The following is a 19,654-nucleotide window of genomic DNA, read 5'->3' as shown; positions in this document are numbered from 1 at the left end:
GTGAAGCTTAAAAGAACTTATCCAGAAGCTTGGCTCTCATTATTCCTACTTGAAGAAGTGGGATACTAAGAGTTTTTAGCTATGAGATAAATTAAAATATTTACTATCAAAGGAGGAACAAGAAATGGAATTAAATAAAATTAAAGAAGCGGTGGAGTTTATAAAGAGTAAAGTAAACTATAGCCCTGAAATAGGGGTAATATTAGGTTCTGGTTTAGGGGATATGGCAGAGGAAGTAGAAAATAAGATTATTATTAAGTATAATGATATCCCTAATTTTCCTGTATCTACTGTACAAGGTCATGCAGGACAATTTGTCATTGGTGACTATAAAAACAAAAAGGTTATAATGATGCAGGGAAGATTCCATTACTATGAAGGAAATCCTATGCAGACTATAGTTATGCCTGTATATGTTATGAAATTTCTTGGAGTGGAAAAGCTTATAGTTACCAATGCTGCTGGAGGATCCAATACATCCTTTAACCCAGGAGATCTTATGATAATCACAGATCATATTAATTTTTCAGGTGACAACCCTCTTATAGGTGAAAACTATGAGGAAATAGGACCTAGATTCCCAGATATGTCTGAAGCTTATAATAAAGAATTAATAAAAACAGCTTTTAGCTGTGCAGAAGAATTATCACTAAAACTAAGAAGAGGCGTTTATATGATGTTCTCAGGTCCTACTTATGAAACACCTGCAGAAGTTAAGATGGCAAGAACCTTAGGCGCTGATGCTGTAGGAATGTCCACTGTACCAGAGGTTATAGCAGCTAATCATTGCGGGTTAAAGGTGCTAGGAATATCTTGTATTACTAACATGGCAGCAGGTATATTAGATCAGCCATTAAATCATAAAGAGGTTATAGAGACATCAAATAAGGTAAAAGCAAGCTTTATCGATTTAGTATCTAATATCATTAGCAAAATGTAGTAGGAGGGTAGCACATGAAAAGCATAAAGGATATAGAATCCGCTTCTCTGTATATTAAAGATATATTTAAAGATAATATAGATATAGCTGTGGTTTTAGGCTCAGGTCTAGGAAAGCTTGTGGAGTTTATAGAGGAACCTATAAAGATAAAGTATTCTAATATACCAGGTTTTCCTAAATCTACAGTTAAAGGTCACGCTGGTGAAATGATTATAGGTAAAATTAACGGAAAGAATATCCTAGCTATGAATGGGAGATTTCACTATTATGAAGGTTACTCATTAAATACTATAACCTTTCCTATAAGGGTTATTAAAAATCTTGGCATAGAAAAGCTAATTATAACCAATGCAGCTGGTGGCATGAATCCTAATTTTGAAGCAGGGGATTTAATGATTATAAATGATCATATAAATGTCATGGGAGACAGTCCTCTTATAGGTAAAAACTATGATGAACTAGGACCTAGGTTTCCAGATATGTCAAAAGCTTATTGCAAGGAGTACATAAGTTTAGCTAATACTGTGGCAGAAGAATTAAATATAAAGGTAAGAAATGGAATTTATGCCCCTGTAAGTGGCCCTACCTACGAGACTCCTGCTGAGCTTAGGTACTTAAGGCTCATTGGAGGGGATGCTGTGGGTATGTCTACGGTTCCTGAAGTGATAGTAGCAAACCACATGTCTATGAAAGTTCTTGGCATTTCAGTTATCACAGATATGGCCCTTGCTGATAACTTGGAGCCCTTAGATCATACAAGAGTTATGGAAACCGCCAATAAAGCAACGGATAAATTTGTTAAATTAGTTGCTGGTATCATAAATAAAATGTAGAATAGGGTGAAATAAATTATGAGAATGTACGATATTATATTGAAAAAAAGAAATAATAAAGAACTATCCACTGAAGAGATAAATTATTTCGTAAATGGATATACAAAAGGTGAAATACCTGATTATCAGGTTTCCGCTTTATTAATGGCTATTTATTTTAATAAGATGTCTAGAAGAGAAACTTCTGATTTAACCATGGCTATGGTAAATTCCGGGGACATATTAGACTTATCAAATATCCAAGGGATAAAAGTGGATAAACATAGTACCGGCGGCGTAGGTGACACTACCACCTTAGTACTTGGACCTATGGTAGCAAGCTTAGGCATTCCTGTGGCTAAAATGTCTGGAAGAGGTTTAGGACACACCGGAGGTACTATAGACAAATTAGAATCCTTTGAAGGTTTTTCTGTGGAAATGTCAGAAGATAAGTTTATAGATAACGTTAATAAAATTAAACTAGCTGTAGTAGGTCAGACTGGTGATTTAGCTCCAGCTGACAAAAAATTATATGCTCTTAGGGATGTAACTGGTACAGTAGATAACGTTTCTCTTATAGCTTCCAGCATCATGAGTAAAAAGATAGCTGCAGGGGCAGATGCCATCGTTTTAGACGTTAAAGTGGGCAGTGGAGCTTTCATGAAAAATAAAGAAGATGCTTTTTTACTAGCCAATGAAATGGTGGAAATAGGTAAGCATATCGGAAGAAATACCATAGGGGTAATATCAGATATGGATCAGCCACTAGGACTAGCCATTGGTAACGGCTTAGAGGTTAAAGAAGCCATAGATACCTTAAAAGGAAATGGACCGGAAGATCTATTAAATCTTTGCCTAGAATTAGGAGCTAACATGGTTGTCTTAGCTAAAAAAGCTAACACCAAAGAAGAAGCTAAAGCCATGCTTATGAACACCATTACCTCTGGTAAAGCCTTAGAAAAATTAAAAGAATTTATAAAAGCTCAAGGAGGCAATATAGCTTCCATAGATGACACAGATAAGCTGCCTAAAGCAAAATATGTTGTTCCAGTAGTTTCCCGTGAAGAAGGTATAGTTCATAAAATACATGCTGAGAACATTGGACTCGCTGCCATGGAGCTGGGTGCAGGCCGTGCTACTAAAGAAAGCATCATAGATTTAGCTGTGGGTATTGTACTAAACAAAAAGCGTGGAGACAGCGTTAAAAAAGGTGATGTAATAGCTTATATTCATTCCAATGATGAAGGTAATATTCAAAAGTGCAGTGAAAGAATAATTGAAAATTATATAATAAAAAATGAAAAGTTAGAAGAAATACCTCTTATATATGGAGTAGTAGAATAACCTTGGTTTATCCAAGGTTTTTTGCTTTAATTAAGTGATTTTTATCTGGGGTAAACATGGGATAAAAAATTTTTTATTGGTAAAAATACATGGGAAGGGAGGAATTTTACTATGAAAATTAAGAAATTTTTGTCAAGTCTCATGATAGCTTTTTTATTAACCCCATTAATAGCCACCCAGGCTAAGGTGCAGGGAGAGAATATTAATGTAGAGGCAAAATCTGCTATATTAATGGAAGCGGGCAGCGGTAAAATAGTTTTTGAAAAAAATCCTCATGAAAAGTTTGCGCCTGCATCTGTAACTAAAATAATGACGATGCTCCTGGCCATGGAAGCAGTAGACAGCGGCAAAATAAAATTAACAGATAAAGTCACAGCCAGTGAGAATGCCAAAAAAATGGGTGGAAGTACTATGCTCCTAGATACTGGAGAGATAAGAACAGTAGAAGAAATATTAAAAGGTATCGCCATTGCCTCAGGGAATGACGCTGCAGTAGCTATGGCAGAATACTTAGCTGGAACTGAAGATGCCTTTGTAAAACTAATGAATGACAGAGCTCAAGAGCTAGGTATGAAAAATACCACCTTTAAAAACAGCACTGGACTCCCTAGTGAAGGGCATTTAAGTACAGCTTATGACATAGCCTTAATGTCAAAAGAGTTATTAAAGCATACACAAGTACTAAAATATACAGGTACATATATGGAAACTATTTCTGAAGGAAGAAAAAGCCCTATAGGATTAGTTAATCATAATAAGCTGGTAAGATTTTTTAAAGGGTGTGATGGATTAAAAACAGGATTTACCGACGAGGCAAAATACTGTATATCCGCTACAGCAGTAAGGGATGGTGTAAGAGTTTTAACCGTTATAATGGGAGCTCCTACCTATAAAATAAGAAATAGGGATGCCAGCATGCTTATGAATTTTGGATTTTCCAAATTTGAAAGCAAAAAAGTGCTATCTAAGGATGAAGATGTGGAAAAAATAGTGTTAAATAAGCAAGGGGATAAATTTTTCATGGCAAAGGCTAAGGAAGACCTATCCATAACCATTGATAGAGGGGATGAAAAATCTATCACTAAAAAAATAGTTATAACCAATGAGCAAAAATCCTATAAAAAAGGTGATGTAATAGGTTATTGCGAATTCTTTTTAAAAGACGTTAAAGTAGGCACCGTAGATATCTACTGCGATAGAGACGTAAAGAAATCAGGCATTTTAAATAACATGAAGGATAATCTAAAAGGACTATTTAAGGGGGGAATTTAGGGTGCTAGTGTGCCAGGCACGTGACAAGTGGAGAGTTTCATTCCACTTGTCACGTGCCTGACACCTTTTTTATTGATAATAAAAAAATAAACTGATATTATTAAGTGTGAGTAAAAGAAATTAGGTGATTAAATGACTCAATTAAATTTTAAAATTAATAACTTTCAAGGGCCTTTTGATCTGTTATTACATTTAATACAAAAAAATGAAATGGAAATTTACGAGATTAATATATCGGAAATAACTGGACAGTACTTAGCTTATTTAGATGAAATGAAAGAGCTGGATTTAGAAATTACCTCAGAATTTATAGTTATTGCTGCCACTTTGATTGAAATTAAATCCAGAGAGCTGTTGCCTAAGATAGTAAAAGAGGAAGAAGAGGAAGAAGATCCAGGAGTATTATTAAAAAAGCGTCTTATGGAATACAAAAAGATAAAAGCTGCTGCAGAATATTTAAAGGGTATAAAACAATATTCAGGTACGGTTTTTACAAAGAAACCAGAGGTTATTGAAGATAGGAAGGAGCATAAAGATTTTCTTATTAATATAACCATGCTGGATTTATATAATCTTTATATGAGTTTATTAGAAAAGTATAATAGTAAACAAAATAAAGATGATTTAATTAGTGATAAAATAGCTGTAGACCTTTATAAGATTGAAGATAAGGTAAATGAGATAAAAGCTTTTACTAGAGACAAGAAAATAGTGGATTTTCATGTGTTAATGAATAGCTGCAGTTGTAAATTAGAAGTGGTAGTAACCTTTTTAGCACTATTAGAACTTATTAAACAAAGAGAGATATTAGTTACCCAAGAAACAAATTTTAATAAGATATTGATTGAAAGGATAGCCATCGATGAATAATTTTAACTTTGAACAATATGAATTTCAAGAGGTTTCCAATAAAGAAAACTTTATGTCTATAATTGAATCCTTATTATTTGTAAGCGGTGAACCCTTGTCTCTTAAAGAAATACATTCTATATTACAGTGTTCTCCTCAATATGCAAAGGAACTTTTAAATGCTTTATCTGAAGAATATGAAAGTTCAAAAAGGGGTATTAAGCTTATTAATATAAATAATAACTATCAGTTAGTTACAAAACCTCAAAATAGCGATTATATACAGGAATTATTAAAGACAAGCACTAGACAATACCTTTCTCAAGCTTCTTTAGAAACCTTGTCTATAATAGCTTATAAGCAGCCTATAACAAGGATAGATATAGATGAAATAAGGGGAGTAAAAAGCGACAGCGCCGTGCAAAATCTTATGGAAAAAGGTCTTATTAAAGAAAGAGGTCGTCTTGAAGTGCCTGGAAGACCAATTTTATATATTACTACGGAGGAGTTTTTAAGACAGTTTGGACTAGATAGTATTAATGGACTTCCTCCTTTAGAAAGTTTATTAAGGGAAGAGGGTAATAAGGAAGTTGCCATAAGTGGAATAAATAATGATGAAGAAAATCCTATAGAATAACTATAGGATTTTTTCTATGGGGTAACTTTATTTTTGAACATATCCATAATTTGAGGAATGCTATCTACGATTCTATCATAGGTGTTTGCTTGATCTACTGGAAATAACCTTATACTATCATCTTTTATCACTAAAAATGCTACAGGTCTTATGGTTATTCCAGCACCAGAACCTCCGCCAAAAGGAAAATCCTTATCTTCCATGTCACAATCTTTGTTAGAAAACTCGCTGCCTCCAGAAGCAAAACCAAAAGATACCTTGGATATAGGTACTATGGTGCTTCCATCTTTACATTCAATAGCTTCTCCTACTATAGTGTTAACATCGATGATTTCTTTCATGCTCTCTAGGGTACTTTTCATTAATTTTTCTATTGGATGATTTTCTCCCATACTTATGCTCTTTTAAGAGCTTCACCTCCATATTTATAGATAATAATAGCCATATATATAAGTTTAGCTAAATTAACCTTAATTATACTTTTAATATTAAAGCTTACTGAGTTCTCATTTTTAAACAAAGGGTTTACATGTATTTTAAATGAGGATATAGAGAAAAATACATTTATGAATCTTTCTATAAAAGGGATTAAAGCATTGGAAATACCATAAATCATAGCTGTATATGCTGCATCTTCCACCTGAAAATCTATATTTGAATTTAGATATAGCTTAGATTTATAAGAATTATTATCTAATTTTTTTAATAACAGCCATAAGGTGTTTAGATTTATATTCTTTTTAGGCTCTTTTGCTTTTTTTGTCTTTTTCTTTTTGGAGGTTAAATTTTTATATATTTTACTGGTTTTAACATTGTAGTTGTAGATAAATATTTGTAGGCCGGAGCATTTATCAAAAGATAAGGTTATTCTTATCTTTAGAGGAATAAATAAAATTACTAATATGAAAAAAATAATAATAGCAAAGATAGTCATATAATTCCTCCTTAACCACAACATTGATATTATAACCATAATAATCCTTTAATATTCTAATGAATTATATTTTCTTAAGATGAGGTGACTTTATGAAAAGAAAAATAGTAATTACCACGCTAATGTTTATTTTATTCACTATGAAAATCATTCCTGCGGCACCCCTTAATGCCAATGCCGTGTCAGCTATAGCCATAGACGGTAAGACTAAAATGGTTTTATATGAAAAAAATCCTCACATGCTGGTACCCATGGCTAGTACCACTAAAATTGTTACAGCCTTAGTAGCGTTAAATTACAGTGATTTAGAGGAGAAGTTTAAAGTGAGCAAAAATGCCGCATCCATTAAAGGCTCTAAGGTGGGCTATAGGGTGTCCGAGGAAATCACCGTAAGAGAGCTTACCTACGGACTTATGATGAGGTCTGGAAATGATGCTGCCATAACCCTGGCAGAAGGCATCAGCGGCAGTGTGGAAAACTTTGCAAAGCTTATGAACGAATATGGTAAAGAGATAGGGCTTTTAAATACCTCTTTTGAAACCCCTCATGGCTTAGATAGAGATAACCATTTCTCCACCTCCTATGATTTAGCATTAGCCACTATAAAAGCCAAAGAAATCCCTGAATTTAATAAAATAGCTTCCGCTAAGGATGTTAAAAAAGAAGAGATGGGTTTTACCAGGGATTATCACAATATAAATAAGATCCTTTGGAGGAGCGAGGATGCAGACGGTGTTAAAACAGGATATACTGGGAAAGCTGGAAAGTGCTTGGTGAGTTCTTTTAAACAAGGAGATAGAGAAACCATAATAGTTACTTTAAACAGTAATAATAGATTTGATGAAACCATGAAGATTTATAAGCACATCAATGAAGAATATGAATACAAAAAATTCTTTACTAAAGGAGAAGTGGTAAAAGATATAAAAGTAGGCAATAAGGTATATAATTTAGGCTTTGATAAAGATATAATTTTACCCATTAAAAAAGGCAGTGATATAGAGGTGAAAATTAGTGTTAATAATATACCTGTGAAAAAATTTGATATAAACCTGCCTCTAGGTAAAGTAGATTTTATCCAAGGGGATATATGCCTTTATTCTGAAACCTTAAAAGTTATAGATTTACCTTAAAAAGCTCTTATTAAGAGCTTTTTTATTTTATGTGTAACAAAATAAAATATTTAAAATACCCTATTATTAAGCAGTAAACATCATATCCATCAGAGGGGTGGTTATAAATTGAAATATGAAGTGCGAGACTGTATAGATGCAGGCACAGAGTTTTGCCCATGCCATCTTGCAGCAGCCAATGAATGTATTATATGTTCTCAATTATCAGGAAAATCCTTTTGTGATTGTATTAACTGGAAAGGTACATGCATTTTACAGGAGTATTCATCTAATGGAAGTAATCCTAAAGCTCAAAGAAAGTCTTATAATGCTCAAATAGAGGATAGGATTATGCTAGAGGAAGAGGTGCTTAAACTAAAAATAAAGGTTCCTAGAAAATTAGCTCAAGATTTATCCTACCCAGGAAGCTATATTTTTATAAGAAAGCCAAATACCATGCAATTTTATGATACTCCCATATCCATAATGCATGTAGACTTAGATGAAAATATAATCACAGTAGCTATCGAAATAAGAGGGATTAAAACTAAAAACATCCTAGCTCTAGGAAAGGGAGAAAAAATCCTTGTAAGAGGACCCTTTTGGAATGGAATATTTGGGTTGAAGAATATATATACTTTAAAAAACTCCAAAGCCATCATTGCAGCTAGGGGCATAGGAGCGGCTCCTATGGTACCGGTAATAGACAAATTAATAGCTAATAATAACCAAGTAGTTTTATTACTGGATAAGACACCTTTTAATAGTTTTATATCAGAAGAATATCTTAAGAAATATAATATTGAAATTCATGATATTGAAATGCTAGAGAAAGGTGAGCTTACAGAAGAGTTTATAAATTATGTAGAGGATCTTATTAAGAATAAAGAATTTAAATTGCTTCACTGCTCAGCGGCAGACATATTATCCTATAAGATCACAAAAAAGTTTCAAGATAGCATTAAATTATCTTGTTGTAATAACGCTAAAATGTGTTGCGGTGAGGGAGTATGCGGAAGCTGCAGCAGCAGATACAGCGGTCATATAGTTAAAAGGCTATGCAAGGTTCAGTGTGAGCCTAGTAATTTATTTGAGGGGAGAAGACTTATATGAAAGTGATTATTATAGGTGGAGGTTGGGCAGGATGCGCAGCAGCAATATCAGCTAGAAAAGCTGGGGCTGAGGTGCATATCTATGAAAGGACAGATCTTCTTTTAGGCTTAGGTAATGTAGGCGGAATTATGAGAAATAACGGTAGGTTTACTGCGGCAGAAGAACTAATTGAAATGGGAGCCGGAGATTTAATAAATATTACAGATGCTTTAAGCAGGCATAAAAACATCAGTTTTCCTGGCCATAAACATGCATGGCTCTATGATGTAAATGAAATAGAACCTGCGGTAAAAAAGCATTTAGAGGATTTAGGCATCAATATTCACTTAATAGCTAGAGTTACGGATGTTTCCATAGAAAACCGCAAAATAAAGGGAATATTCATAGAAAATGAAGAGTTTGTAGAAGGGGATGTGTTTATAGAGACCACAGGCTCCACAGGACCCATGGGAAATTGCTTAAAGTACGGCAACGGCTGTGCCATGTGCATTTTAAGATGTCCAGCCTTTGGTCCCAGGGTAAGCTTAAGCGCCAGAGCAGGTATAGAGGATTTTCAAGGGGAAAGAGAAGATGGTTCCCTAGGAGCCTTTAGCGGATCCTGCAAATTAGATAAAGAAAGCCTTTCTGAAGAGGTTAGAGAAAAGCTGAATAAAGACGGAGTTATGATTATAGATATACCACCTGAGGATGTAAATTTAGAAAAGCTAAAATCTAAGGTGTGTCAGCAATATGCCTTAAAAGAATTTGCTGAAAATATAATTTTGTTAGATACAGGTAGTGCCAAGCTAATGACCACCTACTACCTCTTAGAGAAATTAAGAAAAATAAAAGGACTAGAAAAAGCAAAATATATAGACCCCTATGCAGGAGGCAAAGGAAACTCCGTTAGATACCTTTCCATGGCTCCAAGAACTGACGATATGAAGATTAAAGGCATAGACAACATGTTTTGCGCAGGAGAAAAATCCGGGCTTTTTGTAGGGCATACTGAAGCTATGTGCACTGGTGCCTTAGCAGGTCATAATGCAGTAAGATATCATCTAGGCATACCACTGCTTATACTGCCTAGCAGCACTGCCATAGGAGATATTATATCCTATGCTAATCATAAACTTCTCACCAGAAAAGGAAGGAAAAACAGATACACCTTTGCAGGGGCAGAATACTTTGAGAGAATGAATAAATTAGGATTATATAGTACTGATGTAGAGGAAATAAAAAATAGAGTGAAAAAATTAAATCTAAATGATATCTTAGCTCAACCCTTAATATAAGCAACTTTAACATAAGAAGAGAAAGGGGGATACTATAATGTCAAGAAGATGCTGCAGAAGAAGACGTGATTGCTGCTGTAACAACAGTTGTGGCAATGGCTTTGGTTCTGGTTTTGGTTCTGGATGTAATGATTCATCTTTGATATGGCTGCTATTGCTTTTCTGTAGATAGTTAGAATAAAAGGAGCTGATGCTTAATGGACTATATTAGTTCATGGGTGTCAGCTCCTTTTTTTGTTATCAGGCAACTATCGCATAATTTTACATAATGTTACAAACATGATATTATAGTGTAGGTGTTTAATTTTTCACATAAAAGGGGATGTATTAATTGAGAATAAGTAATTTATTAAAGCTAATTAAAACGAGCTCAAAAGCAAGAGTATTAATAGGAGGTATTAGCGTTATTATTGTGGGAACCGGTATTGTAGGTGGTGTTACTATATATAATAACTATAAGCAAAAAAATATTGCTAAGCTTGAATTAGAAGAACAACAAGTATTAGGAAAGAAAATTAAGACTATTGAAGAATATGCACAAACCTTGGAGCCTTATGTAAAGAACTCTTTAGGATGTGACGCAAAGAAGAGTTTAGAGGATTTTATAGTTCAGTTAGATTCTGCCATACAGAATAAAGATTTTGGTAAATATGAAGAAATAAAACAGGAAGCAGATAAACAAATAGAAACTTTAGTTAAATATAATAGAGAGTTGATAGAAAAGAATCTAAAACAATTAGATGAAATAGATTTTAACAAACTGCCTAAAGAGTGGGAAGCTAAAGTTGAAGACACTAAAAAATCTTGTAACACTCATATATCTGAAAATAAGTTTACAGATGCACAAAAAGTTATAGATGAAACAATGACATCCTTGGCATTAGTACAAAAGGAGATAGCAGAAAAAGAGAACGTTGAAGAAGGCACAGCTGAAAAAGATATAGCTAGTGGAAACTCATCAAATAAAACATCACAACCTAGTAAAGGGACAAGTTCGGGAAGTGCAAACAACACTAGTTCTCAATCTAGTAAAGGGACAAGCTCAGGAAGTACAAGCGGCACTAGTTCTAAGCCTAGTACACCAGCATCAAAGCCTACTGAAACACCTAACACTAAACCAACTACACCTACTAAACCGACTTCACCTAGCAAGAGATATGAGCTTACTGAAGAGAAAGAGGCTTGGTGGAGTAGACATGGTATAAATATTCAGTCTAAAGAGCCATTTACCCCTTTCTTTGATAACTATAATAAAACATGGAATATTATTTTAGATTCTAGCAATTATTTGGATAATAGTAAAAGTACAAAATATTCTAAACAATTAATAGAGTTGATGAAAAAAGATTTTCCAGATAAATCATGTGCAGTTTCTGGAGGTTATTTTGGTAAACATAATGGAGTTAATATGTATACGTATATGGCTTATGTAACTAAGTGATGGTCTCTGTCTTAACTAATTTATAAATAGCCTGTAAGAAGTATATCCTGTAAATACCATTGGAAGAAATAAAAAGGTAATGCAAGAATATGCAAAGAAACAGCTAAAAAAAGATGTACAAGCAATGAAATAGTTATTAAAGGATATATTTACCCTTTTATGAGAGATATTGGGGGAAATTGGCTGGAAATAGGTTTGCATTGTAAAATTTTAAGGAATATAATAAAAGTAGATAATAAAGGTATACATTTAAAGAAAAAGTTTTAAATATGATAATACTGTGAAGTATATTAAATTTTTACATAATAGAAAAGTCACTAGAAGTTCTATAAGGTTAAGAGGTTTTGCTAGCGACTCTTAACCTTATTATTTTTGTCTATATATTTCACGGTAGGATATTAGTGTAAACGTATTACAGGAGGAGGCAGGAATATGTTTTTTAAGACTACTGAGCAACATGAAAATTTAAGAATGAAGGTCAGACAGTTTGCTGAAGAGGAAATTAAGCCTATAGCATTTATGTTGGATCAGGAAAATAAGTTCCCAACAGAAGCCATTCATAAATTAGGTAAATTGGACATAATGGGGCTTCCCTATGGGAAAGAATACGGTGGAGCTGGTGCAGATGTAATCAGCTATGCTATAGCTGTAGAAGAATTATCAAGAGTAGATGGAGGAACAGGAGTAATTCTTTCCGCCCATACCTCTCTAGGTGCATATCCTATATCTGCTTTTGGAACTGAAAAGCAGAAGAAAAAATACTTGGTTCCACTAGCTAAAGGAGAAAAAATAGGAGCCTTTGGTCTTACAGAGGAAAATGCAGGCAGCGACGCTGGTGGTACAGAGACTACTGCGGTATTAGAAGGTGACCATTATATATTAAATGGAGAGAAGATTTTCATCACTAATGGTGGTGAAGCTGATATATATGTTATCTTTGCTGTTACTACACCAAACATTGGAACTCGTGGAATCAGTGCCTTTATAGTAGAAAAGGGCTGGGAAGGTTTCACCTTTGGAAAGCATTATGATAAGATGGGTATTCGTTCCTCTGCCACTGCAGAACTTATCTTCAACGAAGTTAAAGTTCCAAAGGAAAATCTTTTAGGTAAAGAAGGGGAAGGCTTCAAAATAGCTATGGCTACCCTAGACGGAGGCCGTATAGGTATTGCAGCCCAAGCCCTAGGTATAGCTCAAGGAGCTTATGAAAATGCTCTAGCCTATTCAAAGGAAAGAGTTCAATTTGGAAAGCCTATCTGCCAAAATCAAGTTATAGCCTTTAAGTTAGCTGATATGGCTACAAAGCTTAGAGCAGCTAGATTCTTAGTTTATAGCGCAGCAGAGCTTAAGGAACACCATGAAAATTATAGCATGGAAGCAGCTATGGCAAAACAATATGCTTCTGACGTTTGTCTTGAGATTGTAAATGATGCTCTTCAAATCTTTGGAGGAAGCGGATATCTAAAGGGTATGGAAGTAGAACGTGCTTATAGAGATGCTAAGATTTGTACTATATACGAAGGAACTAACGAAATTCAACGTTTAGTTATTTCAGCTCACATAATAGGCAAGATGCCAAAGAGTCAAAGCGCAGCAAAGGCTGCTCCACAAGGACCAGCTACCGGATATCGTAAAAAGATGATATTTAAGAAAGGCAGCGCTAAAGAAAAAGTTGATGAACTTGTAAAAGCTCTTAAAGAAGATGGATATGACTTTACTGTGGGAATTCCTTTAGATACACCTATCAGTAAGGCAGATAGAGTGGTTAGTGCAGGAATGGGTATAGGTAAGAAAGAAAATATGCACCTAATAGAAGACTTGGCAGTACAAGCTGGTGCAGCCATAGGTTCTTCACGTCCTGTAGCTGAAACTTTAAAATATGTACCACTAAATAGATATGTTGGTATGTCAGGACAAAAGTTTAATGGAAATCTTTATTTTGCCTGTGGTATTTCTGGAGCAGGTCAACATTTAAAAGGTATAAAGGATGCTACTACCATTGTGGCTATAAATAATAATGCTAATGCCAAGATTTTCAAGAATGCAGACTATGGTATAGTTGGAGATTTGGAAGAAATTTTACCTCTTCTTACTGCAGCCTTAGATAATGGAGAAGCAAAGAAAGATGCTCCACCAATGAAGAAAATGAAGAAGGCAGCTCCTCAGAAAGTAGCACCAACATGGAAGCACTATGTGTGTGGAGGTTGTGGTTACGAATATGATCCTGGCGTGGGTGATGCTGAAGGAGAAATCGCTCCTGGTACACTCTTTGATAAGGTGCCAGAAGAGTGGACATGCCCTGCTTGCGGTGAAGAAAAAGCTATATTTATAGAGGCATAACTGGTATAATAAAGTGAACATTAATATTCAGCTTTTGATAAAGGAGGATAAAATCCATGCATTGCGTTAGAAAAATTACAGATGATCTTTATTGGGTTGGTGGCAACGATAATCGTTTAGCACTATTTGAAAACATTCATCCTATTCCAAAAGGTGTTTCTTATAACTCCTATTTATTAGTGGATGAGAAAACTGTACTTTTTGATACTGTAGACTGGTCTATATGCCGTCAGTTTTTAGATAATATTAAAGGTGTATTAGGAGATAGACCTTTAGATTATATGGTTATAAATCATGTGGAACCAGACCATGCAGCGAGTATTGAAGAGATTTTAATTAGATATCCAGAGGTTAAGGTAGTATGTACTGAAAAAGCTGTATTATTTATGCAGCAGTTCGGATTTAATATAGATGGCAGAGCTGTAGTGGTTAAAGAAGGAGATACCATGTCCTTTGGAAAACATAACGTGGTATACGTAACTGCTCCTATGGTGCACTGGCCAGAGGTTATGGTAACTTTTGATACCACTGACGGTGTATTATTTGCTGCTGATGCCTTCGGAACTTTTGGAGCATTAGGTGGTAAACTATTTAATGATGAAATGGACTTTGACCGTGGTTGGTTAGAGGAAGCAAGAAGATATTATACAAACATAGTAGGTAAATATGGCCCTCATGTACAGTCTTTACTTAAAAAGGCTGGCGGTTTGGATATTAAATATATCTGCCCATTACATGGACCAGTATGGCGTAATAACTTAGGATACTTCATAGACAAATATCAAAAATGGAGTACATATGAGCCAGAGGAAAAGGGTGTACTTATAGTTTACGCTTCCATGTATGGCAACACTGAGACTGCTGCTAACTATTTAGCAACACAATTAGTGGAAAAAGGCATGACCAACGTAGCAGTATATGACGTTTCCAAGACTCATGTATCCTACTTGATCTCAGAAACCTTCAAATACAGCCACCTAGTACTTGCCAGCGTAACTTACAACTTAAACATATTCCCACCAATGCACGACTATCTAGTAGATATGAAAGCATTGAACCTACAAAAACGTACTGTAGCCCTACTAGAAAACGGATCCTGGGCTCCACAGTCCGGCAAGTTAATGCGTGAACTTTTAGGACAAATGAAGGATATGAATATCTTAGATCCAGAGATATCCATAAACTCCTCTATGAGAGAAGAAGACGGAGACTCCCTAGCTGGTCTTGCAGACAGCATTATAGAGTCAATGAAGTAATTTAATAAAATGATAAGTTTAGGACCTCCTTGGGGATGATATTCTTGAGGGGGTTCTTTTGTTATACTAATGGATAATAGAAAGCCACTGATAATTTAAAATTTGAAATTTTCAAAGCTTATGATATTTAATGTGCCTATGGTAAAATATTATATATAAAGACATAGGGTAGGATGGGAGTGTATGAACAAGTGATTAGAGAAGGGGTATATGAGCAGCTTATTAATAAGGAATTAAAAGAGAGATTGAAAGAATTAAATTTAGATAAATACTTAATTGAAAAAGAAAATTTGGATGTGGAAGAAGCAAAGACAATTTTGTCAGCTTATATATCTTCAGTAGTAAAAAAGGCTTTAAGATTTATAAGAGAAGATAACAAGCAAAATGATAAGGAGGCTCTGCTTTCACAGATAAAAGCCTGCAATGAACTTATAAATAGCCTAGGTAAGCTTGCGGTGGAAAGAAATATTGAAGGGTTTAAAATTGATGAAGAAGGGGAGATGCTCCGGGCTTTATATTCTAAGATAAATAATTCTAGGGCAGTAAAAGAAAAGAAGTCCACAAGGCCAGTAACCCCTCTTTCTCAAAGCTCCCTTTTTACCGGTTCATCACAGGAGCCAAATATGATGAGCGAATTGAAGAAAGAGATACTTTGCTCAGACTCAATAGACATGCTTGTGTCCTTTGTAAAGTGGAGCGGACTGAGATGCATTATTGATGAGCTTAGAGAGTTTACTGACCATGACAATCACAACCTTAGGATAATAACCACATCTTATATGGGAGCCACAGATCTTAAAGCCGTAGAGGAATTGAGTAAATTAAAGAATACAGCAATAAAGATATCCTACGATACAGAGAGAACAAGGCTCCATGCAAAGGCTTATCTCTTTAAAAGAGAAACAGGCTTTACCACAGCGTACATAGGATCTTCAAATTTATCAAATGCTGCCTTAACCTCAGGTCTTGAGTGGAACTTAAAGGTAACGGAGAAGGCTTCCTTTGATATTATAAAAAAGTTTGAGGCAACCTTTGAAAGCTATTGGAATGATGATGAATTTATAACCTTCAATGGAGAAGAAAAAGCACACAAGGAAAGACTTAAGGTTTCATTAAATAAGGAAGGTAAAGGGAATTCTGAAGATGAATTTATATTTAATTTTGATATAAAGCCATACTACTATCAAAAGGAGATATTAGAAAAGCTTAAAGCTGAAAGAACTCTATTCCATAGAAATAAAAATCTTATAGTGGCAGCTACAGGAGTAGGAAAGACAGTAATAGCGGCTTTTGACTATAAGGATTTTGTGAAGGAACATAGAAAACACAAAAACAGATTGTTATTTATTGCCCATAGGGAAGAAATTCTTAAACAAAGCAGGGATACCTTTAGAGCCATTTTAAAGGATGGAAATTTTGGAGATTTATATGTGGGAGGCAAGGTTCCGGATTCTATAGATAATTTATTTATGAGCATACAGAGTTTTAATTCAACTAAGCTCTATGAAAAGACCACAGAAGATTTTTATGATTTTATCATAGTAGATGAGTTTCATCACGCAGAAGCACCCTCCTACCAAAGGCTTTTAGATTATTATAAGCCTAAAATATTGTTAGGGCTTACAGCTACTCCGGAAAGAATGGATGGAAAAAACGTATTAGAACATTTTGATGATAGAATTGCAGCGGAGATGAGACTTCCGGAAGCTATTGATAGAAAGCTATTAAGCCCATTTCAATACTTTGGAGTTCCTGATCTCACAGACTTATCTAAGTTAAAATGGACTAGGGGAGGCTATGATAAGGAAGAACTTGAAAAGATCTATACCGGTAATGATATTAGAGTAAATCAAATTATAGCTAGTCTTTATAAGTATGTCACTGATATGGAGGAGGTTATAGGCCTTGGATTTTGTGTCAGTGTTGAGCACGCAAAATATATGGCTGATAAATTTAATAAAAATGGTATACCTTCCATGGCTGTACTTGGTGAGAGCAGCCATGAAGAAAGAAGCAATGCTAAAAGAATGCTGGTAAACGGAGATGTTAAATTTATTTTTACCGTAGATCTTTATAATGAAGGGGTAGATATACCTGAAATAAACACCGTATTATTTTTAAGACCTACAGAAAGCTTAACTATATTTTTGCAGCAGCTGGGTAGAGGGCTTAGACTTAGTGAAGGTAAAGAATGTTTAACGGTATTAGACTTTGTGGGTCAGGCACATGAAAATTATGATTTTGAGCAAAAGTTTAAGGTACTTATGGGAAAGTCAAAGCATTCTGTGCAATACAACATTGAAAATGGCTTTTTGAATCTTCCAAAGGGGTGCTATATTCACTTAGAAAAGCAGGCTAAGGATTATATCCTTAGAAATATTAAAAGTGCAAAGTTAACAAAAGCTGCACTTATAAGTAAGCTTAAGCACTTTGAAAGTGATACAGGACAAAGCCTTACCTTAAGCAACTTTATGAACCATTATGGATATACTTTAATTGATATCTATGGTAAAAATGGAGATAGAAGCTTTACTAGAATGAAGGTTGAAGCTGGATTAATAGATGATTTCCACAATAAAGATGAAGAAACCATATGTAAGAGATTTAAAAACTTATTTCACATAAATTCTAGAAAACTCATTGAATTTTCTTTAAATATATTAACTTCAGGAGAGAAAATTAAAAATCTTAATGAAGAAGAAAAACTAATGGTAGGGATGTTATACTATAGTTTTTACTTGGATTTACCATCAAAATTAGGCTTTGATTCTTTTGAAGAAGGATTAACTTCTCTTTATATTAATAATAATGAGCTTATGGAAGAAGCCTTGGAGATACTTAAATATAATTATATGCACATCGATTTTATTGATAAGCAGTTGGATTTAGGATTTGTTTGTCCACTGGACTTGCATTGTTCCTACAGTACGGATCAAATTATGGCTGCCTTTGGTTATTTTAATGAGGATAAAAAGCCATCTTTCAGGGAAGGGGTAAAATATTTTAAGGAAAAGAAGTTAGATGCCTTCTTTATAACTTTAAATAAATCAGAGAAGGATTATTCACCTTCAACTTTATACGAGGATTATGCAATAAATGAAAAACTCTTTCACTGGCAAAGCCAAAGCAGGACTTCCGTGGAAAGTGAAACAGGGCAGAGATATATTAATCATATAAAAGCTAAAAATAAGATTGTTCTATTTATAAGAGAAAATAAGAAGCAGGATGGGATAACAGCTCCTTATGTTTATGTGGGAGAAGGAGAATATGTAAGCCATAATGGAAATATGCCTATCAGCTTTGTGTGGCGATTACAAGAGGAGCTTCCAGCAGGGATGATGAAAGGGGCTAATAAAAGTATAGTATAGCAAATGGTGGATATTGGACAGAGTTTAAGTGGAATTTGTAAGGTTAAGATACTAAATGGTGGGCACATACAAATGTTACAGTTAATATCGAAATTATATTTGCAGTGTATATTCAATAGGACAGATAAGACAGCAATAGTACTTAATAAAGTATTATTGCTGTTTTTGATTTATGTCAATATGTAGAAACAGATAATTAAACTTTTTATATCATTTATTTTACTATTTTCATTTTTTTGCTTTACTTGTGTTAATTCAACAAATGAAAAGTTTGTAAAAATATGATATCATGAATAGTGGGTAGGACTATTCTAAATATAGATTTTTCAAAGATTGTGAGGGGGATAGAAAATGCAGATTAATGAAAATAAGCCTAAATTCATAGATGATATTTTAAATTTTAGAAATGATATACATGAATCATTAGATAGCCATATAAATTCAACACAATTAGAAGAAGAAAGAAATAATTATCAAGGAAAGTACAGTAAAGAAAGGTTTAAAGAATATTTTGTAAAAAAGACTACTTTACATATAATATTTAAATATATTCTTATAAGAATTAGTGAAGATTTGCAAAAAATCGTAAATCCCAAATTTAATAAAGAAGGGATAATAAATTGGAATGAGATAAGCAAAAACTATCGTAATGATTACCATAGGCTTTTTAGCATAGCATCAGAAGATATTAGAAGAACAAAAGAATTAGGAGATATATTTACACCTTGTATCTATGATAATTATATAGAGGAATTAGAGTACAGTGTATTTAATAAAAAAGAAAATAATCATATTGAAATATTAAAAGAATATGACTTCAAAACATTAGATCCAAATACTGCAGTAAGTTTATTTGATAAATTATACCCAAGTGGAGATAGAGAAAATCTACAAGGATTTTTAGAGGATTCAAAAGTTACGACATATCTTATGAAATCTTTAGGATTAATATAAGGAGTGAA

The 19,654-nt window shown here is 34.0% G+C and carries 17 protein-coding genes; 15 read left to right on the top strand and 2 right to left on the bottom strand.

The annotated features are described in order from the left end of the window. Positions 1-124: 124 nt before the first annotated feature. From BUA82_RS13655 to scpB, 6 genes are all read left to right on the top strand, one after another. Positions 125-940, top strand: a complete 816-nt coding sequence (locus BUA82_RS13655) for a purine-nucleoside phosphorylase (RefSeq protein WP_073009309.1) — start codon at positions 125-127, stop codon at positions 938-940. A gap of 14 nt (positions 941-954) precedes the next feature. Next, positions 955-1,773: a purine-nucleoside phosphorylase gene (locus tag BUA82_RS13650; protein ID WP_073009306.1), complete on the top strand. Its 819-nt coding sequence runs from the start codon at positions 955-957 to the stop codon at positions 1,771-1,773. Between the two features lie 18 nt (positions 1,774-1,791). Next, positions 1,792-3,096 (top strand): pyrimidine-nucleoside phosphorylase, encoded by a 1,305-nt coding sequence (locus BUA82_RS13645; RefSeq protein ID WP_073009303.1) that lies wholly within the window; start codon positions 1,792-1,794, stop codon positions 3,094-3,096. A gap of 111 nt (positions 3,097-3,207) precedes the next feature. Further along, positions 3,208-4,368, top strand: coding sequence for a D-alanyl-D-alanine carboxypeptidase family protein (locus BUA82_RS13640; RefSeq protein WP_073009300.1), 1,161 nt, complete (start codon positions 3,208-3,210; stop codon positions 4,366-4,368). 132 nt (positions 4,369-4,500) lie between these two features. After that, positions 4,501-5,238, top strand: coding sequence for a segregation/condensation protein A (locus BUA82_RS13635; protein WP_073009297.1), 738 nt, complete (start codon positions 4,501-4,503; stop codon positions 5,236-5,238). Further along, complete coding sequence (gene scpB / locus BUA82_RS13630; RefSeq protein WP_073009294.1) at positions 5,231-5,854, top strand: SMC-Scp complex subunit ScpB; 624 nt, start codon at positions 5,231-5,233, stop codon at positions 5,852-5,854. The genes BUA82_RS13635 and scpB overlap by 8 nt, the downstream gene beginning before the upstream one ends. A 14-nt stretch (positions 5,855-5,868) precedes the next feature. Here the strand turns inward: scpB and ytfJ are convergent, their stop codons facing one another. Both ytfJ and BUA82_RS13620 read right to left on the bottom strand, forming a co-directional pair. Then, on the bottom strand, positions 5,869-6,246 hold the full coding sequence (gene ytfJ / locus BUA82_RS13625) for a GerW family sporulation protein (RefSeq protein WP_073009291.1): 378 nt from the start codon (positions 6,244-6,246) through the stop codon (positions 5,869-5,871). 2 nt (positions 6,247-6,248) lie between these two features. Next, positions 6,249-6,788 (bottom strand): DUF2953 domain-containing protein, encoded by a 540-nt coding sequence (locus BUA82_RS13620; RefSeq protein ID WP_073009286.1) that lies wholly within the window; start codon positions 6,786-6,788, stop codon positions 6,249-6,251. A 92-nt stretch (positions 6,789-6,880) separates the two neighbouring features. Between BUA82_RS13620 and BUA82_RS13615 the strand changes: the two genes are divergently transcribed. From BUA82_RS13615 to BUA82_RS13580, 9 genes are all read left to right on the top strand, one after another. Next, positions 6,881-7,921, top strand: a complete 1,041-nt coding sequence (locus tag BUA82_RS13615; protein ID WP_073009282.1) for a D-alanyl-D-alanine carboxypeptidase family protein — start codon at positions 6,881-6,883, stop codon at positions 7,919-7,921. Between the two features lie 108 nt (positions 7,922-8,029). Beyond that, on the top strand, positions 8,030-9,013 hold the full coding sequence (locus BUA82_RS13610; RefSeq protein ID WP_073009280.1) for a sulfide/dihydroorotate dehydrogenase-like FAD/NAD-binding protein: 984 nt from the start codon (positions 8,030-8,032) through the stop codon (positions 9,011-9,013). Beyond that, a complete protein-coding gene (locus BUA82_RS13605; protein WP_073009277.1) occupies positions 9,010-10,287 on the top strand; it encodes an FAD-dependent oxidoreductase in 1,278 nt (425 codons plus the stop codon). Before BUA82_RS13610 ends, BUA82_RS13605 begins: the two co-directional genes overlap by 4 nt. Before the next feature lie 37 nt (positions 10,288-10,324). Next, complete coding sequence (locus tag BUA82_RS21145; RefSeq protein ID WP_278321589.1) at positions 10,325-10,459, top strand: hypothetical protein; 135 nt, start codon at positions 10,325-10,327, stop codon at positions 10,457-10,459. A 159-nt stretch (positions 10,460-10,618) separates the two neighbouring features. Next, positions 10,619-11,728, top strand: coding sequence for a hypothetical protein (locus BUA82_RS13600; RefSeq protein ID WP_073009274.1), 1,110 nt, complete (start codon positions 10,619-10,621; stop codon positions 11,726-11,728). Between the two features lie 432 nt (positions 11,729-12,160). Further along, positions 12,161-14,068 (top strand): acyl-CoA dehydrogenase family protein, encoded by a 1,908-nt coding sequence (locus tag BUA82_RS13595; protein WP_073009271.1) that lies wholly within the window; start codon positions 12,161-12,163, stop codon positions 14,066-14,068. Positions 14,069-14,124: 56 nt separating this feature from the next. After that, positions 14,125-15,324, top strand: coding sequence for an FprA family A-type flavoprotein (locus BUA82_RS13590; RefSeq protein ID WP_073009268.1), 1,200 nt, complete (start codon positions 14,125-14,127; stop codon positions 15,322-15,324). A gap of 194 nt (positions 15,325-15,518) precedes the next feature. Next, entirely contained in the window at positions 15,519-18,692 is a 3,174-nt protein-coding gene (locus tag BUA82_RS13585) for a DUF3427 domain-containing protein (protein ID WP_073009912.1), read from the top strand. 351 nt (positions 18,693-19,043) lie between these two features. Next, a complete protein-coding gene (locus tag BUA82_RS13580; protein ID WP_073009265.1) occupies positions 19,044-19,646 on the top strand; it encodes a hypothetical protein in 603 nt (200 codons plus the stop codon). Positions 19,647-19,654 lie beyond the last annotated feature (8 nt).

The organism is Clostridium amylolyticum, from assembly GCF_900142075.1.
GTDB classification, from domain to species: domain Bacteria; phylum Bacillota; class Clostridia; order Clostridiales; family Clostridiaceae; genus Clostridium_AA; species Clostridium_AA amylolyticum.
This window is presented reverse-complemented; position numbering and strand designations above follow the sequence as displayed.

Coding starts and splice junctions, on each gene's coding strand:
- BUA82_RS13655 (WP_073009309.1), top strand. CDS start 125: ATGGAATTAAATAAAATTAAAGAAGCGGTGGAGTTTATAAAGAGTAAA.
- BUA82_RS13650 (WP_073009306.1), top strand. CDS start 955: ATGAAAAGCATAAAGGATATAGAATCCGCTTCTCTGTATATTAAAGAT.
- BUA82_RS13645 (WP_073009303.1), top strand. CDS start 1,792: ATGAGAATGTACGATATTATATTGAAAAAAAGAAATAATAAAGAACTA.
- BUA82_RS13640 (WP_073009300.1), top strand. CDS start 3,208: ATGAAAATTAAGAAATTTTTGTCAAGTCTCATGATAGCTTTTTTATTA.
- BUA82_RS13635 (WP_073009297.1), top strand. CDS start 4,501: ATGACTCAATTAAATTTTAAAATTAATAACTTTCAAGGGCCTTTTGAT.
- scpB (WP_073009294.1), top strand. CDS start 5,231: ATGAATAATTTTAACTTTGAACAATATGAATTTCAAGAGGTTTCCAAT.
- ytfJ (WP_073009291.1), bottom strand. CDS start 6,246: ATGGGAGAAAATCATCCAATAGAAAAATTAATGAAAAGTACCCTAGAG.
- BUA82_RS13620 (WP_073009286.1), bottom strand. CDS start 6,788: ATGACTATCTTTGCTATTATTATTTTTTTCATATTAGTAATTTTATTT.
- BUA82_RS13615 (WP_073009282.1), top strand. CDS start 6,881: ATGAAAAGAAAAATAGTAATTACCACGCTAATGTTTATTTTATTCACT.
- BUA82_RS13605 (WP_073009277.1), top strand. CDS start 9,010: ATGAAAGTGATTATTATAGGTGGAGGTTGGGCAGGATGCGCAGCAGCA.
- BUA82_RS21145 (WP_278321589.1), top strand. CDS start 10,325: ATGTCAAGAAGATGCTGCAGAAGAAGACGTGATTGCTGCTGTAACAAC.
- BUA82_RS13595 (WP_073009271.1), top strand. CDS start 12,161: ATGTTTTTTAAGACTACTGAGCAACATGAAAATTTAAGAATGAAGGTC.
- BUA82_RS13590 (WP_073009268.1), top strand. CDS start 14,125: ATGCATTGCGTTAGAAAAATTACAGATGATCTTTATTGGGTTGGTGGC.
- BUA82_RS13580 (WP_073009265.1), top strand. CDS start 19,044: ATGCAGATTAATGAAAATAAGCCTAAATTCATAGATGATATTTTAAAT.